Raw genomic sequence first — 10484 nt, 5'->3', positions numbered from 1 at the left:
GGGCGGTCAATAGACCCATGAACAGCAGACAACGACGTTTCGAAGCCCTGGTTGGGGCACTTTCAACGGACCTCTATCGCTATGGGCTCTGGCTCACCAGCGATCCGGGGGTTGCCGACGATCTGGTGCAGGAAACCTTCCTGCGAGCATGGAAATACCTTGACGATCTGAAAGACGAAAAATCCGCCAGGGCCTGGCTTATCACCATCTTGCGCCGAGAAAACGCCCGGCGCTTTGAACGCAAACAGTTTGACATGACCGATTACGAAGAAGCCCACATCGCCGACGAGCACAGCCTGGACAGCGAAACCCAGCTCAGCCAACTGGAGTTGCAGCGGGCCATGGGGCAGTTGGCGGTGGAATACCGCGAGCCCCTGGTACTGCAAGTGCTGTTTGGTTATTCGGGGGAAGAAATAGGCCAGATGCTGGAGCTCAACACCAACACCGTGATGACCCGGCTGTTTCGGGCCAGAAACCAGCTCAGGGAAATGCTCGGCGACACTGCGACAAGCAACAGGAGGGCCTCGGAATGAACGACCTGGAATTTAGACGCCGCCTGCTGGCCGACCCGCAGGACCCGAGCCTTTGCGAAGAGGCCAAAGGCGACAAGGCCCGTACCCGCCTGACCCAAGAAGTACGCCAGCAGGATGCCGCGCTGCTCGCCGCCCTCAAGGTGCCGGCGCCGGGCAACCTGGCCAGCCGTATCATCCTTAGCCAAAGCCTTAAAGACTTTGAGCAGCGCCAACGACGCCGCTCACGCTGGCACTTAGGGATAGCCGCCTCCCTTGCTTTTACCGCCGGAGCCTTGATGAGCTTTTTAACCCTCGATAGAAGCCACCTGGGCTTTAGCCAATATGCCCTGGCCCACGTCTACCATGAATACAGCACCATGACCGATGCGGTAGACGAGAAGGCGACCCTCGCCTCTTTTAACAGCAAACTCGCCAGTTACGGCGGCGAGCTGACCCACCAGATAGGCCACATTTATTACGTTAATTTCTGTGACTTTGACGGTGTGCAAAGCCTGCATGCGGTAATGAGCGGTGAAAAAGGCCGGGTCACCGTCTTTTTCATCGACGGTAAAACCAAGGCCGGTGAAAAAGAAAAAGCCTACTTTGCCGATGGCCAATTTGACGGGGTAACCGAGCAAATCGGCAACCACCAGTTAATCCTGATTGGCGAGAAAGGCGAACCCCTGGAAAAAATGGAACAAAAGCTCAGGAAAAACCTGGATTGGACCATCTAAGCGCCTGAAAATGCTCCGCTTAACGCCCGGGCCTTGCCCGGGCTTTTTTATGGTTCTAAGGCTTAGGTGATTAAGAAAAAGGCAATTTAGGGGCACTTTGCGAGCTACGTCAAAACTGACCGTGGGTCAGTTATTTTTCATCGAAAAAAAGTGGATTTATGGGGTGCATTTTTAGGAGTATTCGCAGAAGTTTTGATAGTATCGCAACAGGTCCGCTGAGCGGACTTTAATCAAGGATGCCCTAAAGAGAGAACAATATTATGCAGCTAATCAGAAAATCACTTGTTGCAACCGCCATCTTCAGCGTGTGCTCTGGTGCCATGGCAGCTGGCTTCCAGATCACCGAACACTCCGCCAAATCCCTGGGCCGCTCCAACGCCGGCGAAGCCGCTGTGGCAGAGGACGCTTCGGTAGTGGCCGCCAACCCGGCCCTGATGACCAAGTTCAAGCGCCCCATGATGAGCGTGGTGGGCGCCTACATCATGCCCGACATCGACATCGAAGGGACCACCAACAACTACTTCACTACCGGTGGCACCCCGGTGGCCACTTACAACAATGACGTGGCCCCTAACGCCTTCGTGCCGGAAGCCTACTATGTTGCCCCCATTAACGACCAATGGTCCTGGGGTATCGGCGGCTTCTCCAACTTCGGCCTGATGACCGATTACAACAGCGCAGCCATGACCAACCCGCTGGCTGACAAAACCGACCTGAAAACCTACAACCTCAACCCCAGCATCGCCTACAAGGTAGACGACAGCCTGTCTGTGGGTTTTGGTATCAACATCGTTTACGCCGAAGCCACCCTGACCTCCTCGGTCCCTGCTGGCCTCGACGGCAGCACCCTGGCTGATGCCTTTGGCTTTGACGGCCAGCTCATTACCGAGCTTAAAGGCGACGATTACGGCTGGGGCTGGAACCTGGGCGTTACCTACGACTTCAGCCCGGCAACCCGCATCGGCTTTGCCTACCGCTCCAAGGTTGACCTGACCTTTGACGGCACTATCGACACCGGCATTCTGCCTACCGCCGGTAACCTGTTGCTGGGCCTGGACCCGACCAGCCAAAGCGCCGCCTTCCTGGCTGGCCTGCCGGCCAAGTTCGACGAGAAACTGGACCTGACCCTGCCGGCTATCTGGGAATTGGCCCTGAACCAGCAACTGACCAGCGATCTGTCCTTGCAGGCCTCGGTTAACCGCATCGAGTGGTCCGACTTTGACAAACTGGTGGGTAAAAGTGCCCGTGGCGCCATGCTGCTGGATCAGCCCGAGAACTGGAAAGATGCCTGGTACTACAGCGCCGGTCTGACCTACGTTGCCTCCAGCGACATCACCCTGCGCGCTGGTATGAAATACGACAACACTCCGGTGCGTGACGAATACCGCACCCTGCGTATTCCTGACTCCAAGCGGATGTGGTACAGCGTCGGTATGACCTACAGCTTCAGCAAGGATCTGGATGTCGACGTTTCCTACAGCTACCTCGACTCCAAAAAAGCCTCCATCAACGAAGGCGAAGTGGTTGAGAACGGCAGTCCGTCTCTGACCGGTAGCTTCAGCGGCGAGATGTCAGGCAGCGCCCAGATCTTCGCTCTGCAGGCCAACTACCGTTTCTAAGCGGTATTGGTGACAAAAAAGGGGCCAGATGGCCCCTTTTTTATTGGCGGCCCCTTACTTGGGGCGTACCGCGATAACTTCAATTTCCACCAGCATGCCGGCACCGGCCAGGCCCGCTATCTGCACGGCGCTACGCGACGGCAGGTTGGGCTGCTCCTTGGTACCAAAATACTGGGTATAGCCCTTCATAAAGCCTTCGAAGTCCATGTGGCCCCCCTTGGCCGGGTCGCCGACCAAAAAGGCGGTCATCTTCACCACATCCCCCATGCCGAGGCCCTTTTCCTTGAGGGAGGCTTCGATACGGGACAGCACACTCAGGGTTTGCACTTCGGTGTCGCCCCAATAGGCGGCGCTGCCTTTAGGGGCTTTGGGATCCTTGGGCGCCGGCACCATACCGCTTTGATAGACGGTGCCATCAACCTCCACAGCCGAAGAGATGGGAAAGGTGCTGCCACCCGGTAGCGGGTAGCGTTTAATTTCGGCGGCGCTCAGTGAACCGGCGCCCAGCACCATGGCCAGTGCCCCCAGCATCAGGCTTTTTTTCATCGTCTCTTCCTTATGGTTTGGTTGTCAGTGGCAGGCCGGCCAGATAGGCCGAAACGTCCTGCATGTCCTTTTCAGAGCCGAGCATCATGGCGGCCTGGCGCATCATGGCGCCGTACTGGTCGCCCTTGGCCTCGCCCCGCTCGCCGCTTTTATAGGCCTCAAGCTGTTTGAGGATATACCAGTCGCTCTGGCCCGCCAGGGGCGGCGCTTTAACTGCCGCCATGCCTTCACCGCTGGCGCCATGGCAACCGGCGCAGCTTTGATAAAGGCTCTTGCCGTGAGTGGCGTCGGCGTTCAGCAATTTCACCTTGGCCGGGGCCACCGGCTGCTGGCGCACAAAGGCAATGGCGTGTTCGATTTCAGCTGGCTTCATGATCTTGGCCACCTGCATCATCTCGCGGCCATGCCAGTCTGACGGCGTCATGCCCCGCCAGCCTTTTTGAAAGCCTTCAAGCTGCTCTTTGAGGTACCAGTCGGGCAGCACCGTCAGGTTGGGGGCCTTTACCGAGGCGTTGCCCTGGGCATTGCTGCCATGGCAGACCAGGCAGTATTGGGCGTTATCTTCCTTGGCGTGGACCGCACCGGCCAGGGCCAGGGTCATCACCAGCAACCAGCTTCTCATGAGGCCTCCTTACTGCGCCGGGCTTCTTTGGTCTCAATGTCTGCCAGGGCATGCCAGGCCGAGCGAATGGCGCCTTCCTGCCAGCCGGAGTGGTGGCTTATCTGGTCGCCCACCATGTAGTGGCGGCCGCCAGCGGGGGCCTGCATCAGGGCAAATTTCTCCTGTATTTCCTCCGGCCACACCGAGCTGCAGCCCATCATGTGGTTCATACGCTGCCAGCAGATGGTGACGCCGGTTTCGATATGGCTGCCGTAGTCCTTGTGCAGCTTGCTGCCCTGGCGGATGGCCTCTTGCATGCGCTCTTCGTTGCTCATGCGGGCAAAGCGGTCTCCCACTTCTGGGTCCCAGGTGTAGGCGCCGAGAAACACGCCTTTTTGCGTCAGCGGGCTGTGCTCGGGATACCAAATTTGGGTGATGTCCTGATTGGTCCAGCTGATGCCGTTGTAAATTTGCTCCTTCTCCCAGAACCGCTCCTTGGCCTGGAAACCGATTTTAAAGAGCTTGCCACGCTGAATTTTGCCCAGCACCTCGGCGTAATCGCTGGGGAAGTTGTTCTCGATACCGGCCATGATGTGAGTCGGTATGCAGTTGATACAGTAATCGGCGCGAATGGCTTTGTGGGCGCCGTCTTGCAGGTAGCTGACCTCGACGCCGTTGTCGTCCAGCCACACCTTTTGCACCTGGGCCTTGAGGGTGATTTTGTCTTTGACCTTCTTGAGAAAGCCTTTAACCACATGGTCCATGCCGCCAACCGGGGTGAGCATGGCCGGGGCCTGATCTACCGCTTCGGCAAAGTTAAGAGCGCCGGCCCAGTAGTTCGATTGCATCAGGTCGGCAAAGCGCAGCGGATCTTTGATAACCGGCTCGGAGACAAAGCCGCCCGACACCAACCCGGCGCGCTCGGAGCCGTGGTATTTCATGTCCGAACCCAGATCGCCATAGGCCTTGACGAAGGCCATCATTTTCTCGAGCTCCACCTCGTCAAAGGGGGCGTCCAGGTGTTTGGCTGAGGCCATGGTTTTACCCAGCAGCTCCGACATAAAGCCGCGGATATCAGCGCGGTACTCGCGAATGCGCACCGGCTTGCCGCCAAAGGCCTGGTCGTCCTGGGTGTAGCAGTTGACGTTGTCATTGCTAAACAGCATCAGCTCTACGCCCAGTTCGCGGCAGTAGTGCATCAGCCCGGTGTGGTGGGCGGGAATGCGGGCCGGGCCGCAGTTCATGTAGAGATGAGGTTGGTCGTCGAATTTGCAGATCTGCGGGTTACCGAACTCGTCGATAAAGTCGCCGTGGCGCACCGTGAAGTTACGGCCCCCGGCCCGGTGCGAGGCTTCCAGCACCGTGACTTGATAACCGGCACGGCTCAACTCATAGGCGCTGGTCAGGCCGCTGATACCGGCCCCGAGAATAACAACTGAACGTTTCTTTCCATTTAAGGGTTTGAGTTTTAACGGACTTGCCTGCACCGGAATACTGGTTAACCCCAAAATACCGGCTGCGTGAAATAACGCGGCACTGCCCCCGGCCCGCCCAATAAAATTGAGCAACTGCCGCCTTGAAAGCTCTTTTTTCATAAGCCCACCAACACGTTAACAACTAGTTTCTACATCTAACTTCTCTTGGCCGTATTTAATTGTTTAGAGCGACAACCACCTAACCAAAAAAACAAAAACAGAGAAACCAACTTGTCACCATCCTGTAACGTTTTGAGGCATAGCTCACAAAAACTAGAGCTTTAACTCTAGCGTAACATCATGTTTTATAAGGACTGATTACGTTTACGCAAAGGTAAACATTAAGCAAAGTTCAGCCTTTATCTGAGATCGAATTCACAAAAACTTAATTTTCGATGGCCTTTGAAGTGAATTTCTTTTGATAGGAAAAATAAGCCTGTGGTACCGATTTTAAAGGTTACCGGATGGTTAATACCTGTAGTTCCGGCTCTATTGAAGATGAGCATCTTTTAAATGAGGGCGGACAATTATGACTAAAGATAAAAATGCCTTTAAGCAGAAAAGGAATCTAATTTCCCTTGCTGTGGTAATGGCCTTGAGCAATGTTTCAGTGGCAATGGCAGACGAGGACGACGCTGCCGCCAAAGGCGACGACACTGAGGTCATTGCCATCACCGGTTCACGGGTTGCAGGCCGCACCGCGGCAGACTCTGCAGCGCCGGTGGATATCTTCTCCGCCAAAGACTTGCGTGGCCCTGGCGACACCGACTTGGGCGAAGTGCTGCGCAAACTGGTGCCCTCTTTCAACATTCCTACCCAGCCCATCAGCGACGGCAGCTCTTTTGTCCGTCCGGCCAACATGCGTGGCCTGCCGCCGGATGAAACCCTGGTGCTGGTCAACGGCAAGCGCTTCCACCGCTCGGCCCTGGTGCAACTGGGGGGCGGTTCACTGTCCCAGGGTGCCCAGGCGCCGGACACCGCCAATATTCCCAGCCTTGCCCTTGGCCGCCTCGATGTGCTGCGTGACGGCGCCTCGGCCCAGTACGGCTCGGATGCCATCGCCGGGGTGATGAACTTCGTGCTGCGCTCCGACACCAACGGCCTGGAAACTCAGGCGCAATATGGCTCTACCTCAGAAGGTGACGGCGACGAGTGGAAGTTCTCCGCCAACTACGGCCGGGAGATGACCGAGAAAGGTTTCTTGAACGTCACCGCCGAAATAACCCAGCGTGACCGCACCGTGCGTGCCGACCAGCGCCCCGATGCTCAAAGCTATATCGATGCCGGTATCGAAGGGGTACCGGACCCAGCCATGACCTGGGGTACCCCGCGCAGTAAATCCAAGCGCTTGGTGTGGAACTTCGGCCTGGAATTCTCCCCGAGCGATACCCTGTATCTGTTTGGTAACTACTCCGACGCCAACTCCGAAGGCGGTTTTTACTACCGTAACCTGGACCGTGATTTCTTCACCGACATCCCCTTGGATGACGGCTCCACCTTCAACTTCCTGCAGTGGTTCCCTGGCGGTTTTACCCCGAGTTTCGGCGCCGATATCTATGACTTCAGCCAAGTGGCCGGCGTCAAAGGGACCCTCGCCTCCATTTCTGATGACCTGACCTACGATATCTCCGGCAGCTTTGGCCGTAACCGTATCGAGTACTTCCTGCACAACACCATCAACCCCTCTTTGGGGCCGGACTCCCCCACCAGCTTCCACCCGGGGACCCTGCAACAGACCGAGAAAAACGTAAACGCCGACTTCAACTACCCCATCGGCTCATTGAATGTGGCCTTTGGTGCCGAGTACCGGGATGAAACCTACGCCATCATGAGTGGCGACCAGGCCTCCTGGGAAATTGGGCCTTACTCCTACCTCGGTATCGGCTCCAACGGCTTCCCTGGCTATGACCCCACCCAGACTGGCGAATGGACCCGCTCCAACTACGCCGGCTACGTGGACATGGAATGGGATGTCAGCATGGACTTGATGCTGGGCTTGGCCGGGCGCTACGAGAAGTTCTCCGACTTTGGTGACACCACCAACGGCAAACTCTCCGCCCGTTATAACCTGACCGACAGCTTCGTGCTGCGCGGCACCGTTAGCTCCGGCTTCCGCGCCCCGACCCCGGGCCAGTCCCACACCACCAACGTGGCAACCACCTTTATCGGTGACGACCCAACCCCGGTGGCCGTCGGTACCATTCCGCCCACCAACCCGATCTCCGAGTTCTTCGGTGGCCGGGCCCTGAAACCGGAAAAATCCACCAACTACACCTTGGGCGCTGGCTGGACCATCACCCCGGATTTGACCGCCACCATCGACGTGTACCGTATTGACGTGCGTGACCGCATCGGTATCTCTTCTTCTATTGATATCGACGATGCTACCCGCGCCCAACTGGTTGCCTCCGGTATCGCCAGCGCCGCCGACTACGGGCAGATCCGCTTCTTTACCAACGCCTTTGACACCAAAACCCAGGGCGTGGATTTGGTCATGACCTACAACCTCACCAGCGACTGGGGTGATACCACCATCAGCCTGGGCGGTAACTACAACAAAACCGAAGTCACCAAGATCAAGGATGACCGGGTAGTGGACGCCGACCGTAAGTCCGACCTTGAGAACCAGTTGCCCAAAACCCGGGTCAACCTCAACGTCAGCCACAGCATCGACGTCTACCGTTTCGATGTGGGTGCCCGCTACTACAGCAAGTGGAAGAACGCCACCGACCAGCAATATCAGACCTTTGGCTCTGAAGTGGTGGTGGACGCCTCTGCAACCTGGATGGCCACCTCCGACTTCAGCCTGACCGCCGGGGTCGAGAACCTGTTCGATACCTACCCGGACAAGACTCTCTACGGCACAGGAACCGGCCAGAAGTACCCTGGCGGCTCCCCGGTTAACAGTGACGGCATGCGCTGGTACCTGCGCGGCAGCTACCACTTCTAATGCTAACCCACTGAAAAAAGGGGCCTTTGGCCCCTTTTCTTTTTTAAGAAGAAAGGTGCAGATGCACCGGGTTTCGCGGCAGTTGGCGACCATTTGCCTTGATGGTAATCTGCCAGGGTCAAAGCCGTTGTAGGACACCGATGGAAAGCTGTTGCATTACTATCCTGGCCCCCCATGGCCTCCATACCCGCCCGGCGGCCTTGCTGGTAGCGATGGCGCGGCGTTATGGCGCCGACATCACCGTTAAGTGTGGCGGTCTGCAAGCCAGTGCCAAAAGCTTGTTTGCCCTGCAAAAGCTGCCGCTGGTCAGCGGCGCCACCATCGAGCTTTGCGCCGAGGGCGATGATGCCTGTAGCGCCATAAAAGACCTGCAACAGTGGCTGGAACAATTCAATGACGGCCAGCATTAAGGGCATCAGTGTCAGCAATGGCAAAATCAAAGGCCCGGTGCTGACCTTACCCGGCCAGGACCTTCGCCTGGATTTCACCCCGGCCAAGGCTGGCCAGCACGATAGCGAGTGGCAGCGGTTCGAAGAGGCCCTGGCCCTTGCCGAAACCCAGCTTGAAAAGCTGCACCAACAAGCCCAGGAAAAGCTCGGTGACGACATCGCCGCCCTCTTTGTGGGCCTGCACCTTTTGGTGACCGATCCTGAGCTTATCGACGAAGTTAAAACCCAAATCTTTAAAAAACGCGCCCGAGCCGAGGCCGCCGTTTATCACGTGCTGAACGAACAGGCCCGCACCCTGGTCAATATCGGCGACGACTACCTGGCCGAGCGGGCCGCCGACCTTCGGGAACTGGCTGGCCGCCTGGTGCACCTGCTGCAAGGCCGGGTGCCCCCCGACCATATCCTCCTTGAGCACCCGGTTATTTTGCTGGCCGATGAGCTTTACCCGGCCCAGCTCACCTTGCTGGATAACGACAAGTTGCTGGGTATTGTCACCCGTAAAGGTGGCCGCCACGCCCATGCCGCCATTTTGGCCCGGGCTTACGGCATTCCGGCCCTGGCCGGTTGCAATGTGCTGGATAAGGTCAGTGATGGCGACTGGGTGGCCATTGACGGTGACCAGGGGCTTTTGTACCTGGACGACCCGCTGCCGGACTTTCCCACCGCCCATATCGAAAGCCAGGACGGCTGCGCCGAGGTCATTCCCACCGCTTCGCCCATTCGCTTGGCAGCCAATATCTCGACCCTAGTAGAAGCGCGCCAGGTGAGCCGCTGCGGCGCAAGAGAAGTGGGGCTTTGCCGCACCGAGCTGCTCTTTCCCAGCCGCCAGCAGGCGCCGAGCCTGGAGCGGCAAATTCAGATTTACAGCCACATCGCCCGCGAATGCGCCCCGGCACCGGTTACCTTCCGGTTGCTGGACGCCGGCGGCGACAAGCCCCTGCCCTGGCTCAACAAAGGCTCCGAGCCCAACCCGGCCCTAGGCTGGCACGGCATCCGGGTGCTGCTGGACCACCCCGAGCTATTGGACACCCAGCTAAAAGCGCTGCTGGAGGTTTCTCGCCAGTATCCCACCCGCATCATGGTGCCCATGGTCACCGAGCTGGACGAAGTGTTGGCGGTCAAGGCCCGGCTCCACGCCCTGGCGGCCGAGCTTGAGGTGGCGGCGCCAGAGCTTGGCACCATGGTCGAGACGCCCTCGGCGGCGATGCTGGCCGATGTGCTGGCCGAAGAGCTGGATTTTTTCTCCATCGGCTCGAACGATCTGGCCCAATACACCCTGGCGGTGGACCGGGACAACCCCCGGGTGGCCGACCGCCTCAATGCGGTGTCGCCGGCGCTGGTCAGGCTCATGGCGCTGGTGGTGGATGCCGCCCGCCCCAAAGGCCTTGCCGTGACCCTTTGCGGGGAACTGGCCGCCAACCCCGATTACCTGCCGCTGTGGCTTAGCCTCGGCCTTGGTGGGCTGTCTATGCAGGCCGGCGCCCTGGCGCAAATTCGCCAGCGGTTGATGGACCCAATAGCGGTGCCCGAGCGCCAGGCCCTGCTGGCCGCCCGTTCCGTCAGTGAACTGAGCACGCTTTTACAAAAAGCATGATAAG

General features: G+C 58.2%; 9 protein-coding genes. 6 read left to right on the top strand and 3 right to left on the bottom strand.

Features of this window, described 5'->3' with window-relative positions; translation table 11 throughout:
• Window positions 1–17: 17 nt before the first annotated feature.
• From AC22G1_RS07545 to AC22G1_RS07535, 3 genes are all read left to right on the top strand, one after another.
• The gene (locus AC22G1_RS07545) at window positions 18–533 is read left to right on the top strand and encodes a sigma-70 family RNA polymerase sigma factor (RefSeq protein ID WP_123420771.1); all 516 of its coding nucleotides are present in this window, start codon (window positions 18–20) and stop codon (window positions 531–533) included.
• Entirely contained in the window at window positions 530–1246 is a 717-nt protein-coding gene (locus AC22G1_RS07540) for a DUF3379 family protein (protein ID WP_050658700.1), read from the top strand. Before AC22G1_RS07545 ends, AC22G1_RS07540 begins: the two co-directional genes overlap by 4 nt.
• A gap of 320 nt (window positions 1247–1566) precedes the next feature.
• Window positions 1567–2865: an OmpP1/FadL family transporter gene (locus tag AC22G1_RS07535; RefSeq protein ID WP_487316209.1), complete on the top strand. Its 1299-nt coding sequence runs from the start codon at window positions 1567–1569 to the stop codon at window positions 2863–2865.
• Between the two features lie 54 nt (window positions 2866–2919).
• On the opposite strand, the gene AC22G1_RS07530 is transcribed toward AC22G1_RS07535, so the two are convergent.
• The 3 genes from AC22G1_RS07530 to AC22G1_RS07520 are packed head-to-tail and all read right to left on the bottom strand — an operon-like array spanning window position 2920 to window position 5580.
• A complete protein-coding gene (locus AC22G1_RS07530; protein ID WP_417356331.1) occupies window positions 2920–3411 on the bottom strand; it encodes a RidA family protein in 492 nt (163 codons plus the stop codon).
• A 10-nt stretch (window positions 3412–3421) separates the two neighbouring features.
• Entirely contained in the window at window positions 3422–4033 is a 612-nt protein-coding gene (locus AC22G1_RS07525; RefSeq protein ID WP_487316208.1) for a c-type cytochrome, read from the bottom strand.
• Window positions 4030–5580 carry a flavin monoamine oxidase family protein gene (locus AC22G1_RS07520; protein ID WP_487316207.1) on the bottom strand — a complete coding sequence of 517 codons (1551 nt, stop codon included), beginning with the start codon at window positions 5578–5580 and terminating at the stop codon, window positions 4030–4032. The genes AC22G1_RS07525 and AC22G1_RS07520 overlap by 4 nt, the downstream gene beginning before the upstream one ends.
• A 523-nt stretch (window positions 5581–6103) precedes the next feature.
• On the opposite strand from AC22G1_RS07520, the gene AC22G1_RS07515 reads away from it, so the two are divergent.
• From AC22G1_RS07515 to ptsP, 3 genes are all read left to right on the top strand, one after another.
• Window positions 6104–8437, top strand: coding sequence for a TonB-dependent receptor plug domain-containing protein (locus AC22G1_RS07515; protein WP_487316206.1), 2334 nt, complete (start codon window positions 6104–6106; stop codon window positions 8435–8437).
• 140 nt (window positions 8438–8577) lie between these two features.
• Window positions 8578–8847: an HPr family phosphocarrier protein gene (locus tag AC22G1_RS07510; RefSeq protein WP_050658706.1), complete on the top strand. Its 270-nt coding sequence runs from the start codon at window positions 8578–8580 to the stop codon at window positions 8845–8847.
• Window positions 8831–10480, top strand: a complete 1650-nt coding sequence (gene ptsP / locus AC22G1_RS07505) for a phosphoenolpyruvate--protein phosphotransferase (protein ID WP_487316205.1) — start codon at window positions 8831–8833, stop codon at window positions 10478–10480. Before AC22G1_RS07510 ends, ptsP begins: the two co-directional genes overlap by 17 nt.
• The last annotated feature ends 4 nt before the right edge of the window (window positions 10481–10484 follow it).

It is taken from the genome of Gallaecimonas zhanjiangensis (assembly GCF_057624825.1).
This window is presented reverse-complemented; position numbering and strand designations above follow the sequence as displayed.

Excerpts from the sequence above, each read along its gene's own strand:
- AC22G1_RS07515 (WP_487316206.1), top strand. The coding sequence starts at position 6,104 with ATGGCAGACGAGGACGACGCTGCCGCCAAAGGCGACGACACTGAGGTC.
- AC22G1_RS07530 (WP_417356331.1), bottom strand. The coding sequence starts at position 3,411 with ATGAAAAAAAGCCTGATGCTGGGGGCACTGGCCATGGTGCTGGGCGCC.
- AC22G1_RS07535 (WP_487316209.1), top strand. The coding sequence starts at position 1,567 with ATGGCAGCTGGCTTCCAGATCACCGAACACTCCGCCAAATCCCTGGGC.
- AC22G1_RS07540 (WP_050658700.1), top strand. The coding sequence starts at position 530 with ATGAACGACCTGGAATTTAGACGCCGCCTGCTGGCCGACCCGCAGGAC.
- AC22G1_RS07510 (WP_050658706.1), top strand. The coding sequence starts at position 8,578 with ATGGAAAGCTGTTGCATTACTATCCTGGCCCCCCATGGCCTCCATACC.
- AC22G1_RS07545 (WP_123420771.1), top strand. The coding sequence starts at position 18 with ATGAACAGCAGACAACGACGTTTCGAAGCCCTGGTTGGGGCACTTTCA.
- ptsP (WP_487316205.1), top strand. The coding sequence starts at position 8,831 with ATGACGGCCAGCATTAAGGGCATCAGTGTCAGCAATGGCAAAATCAAA.
- AC22G1_RS07525 (WP_487316208.1), bottom strand. The coding sequence starts at position 4,033 with ATGAGAAGCTGGTTGCTGGTGATGACCCTGGCCCTGGCCGGTGCGGTC.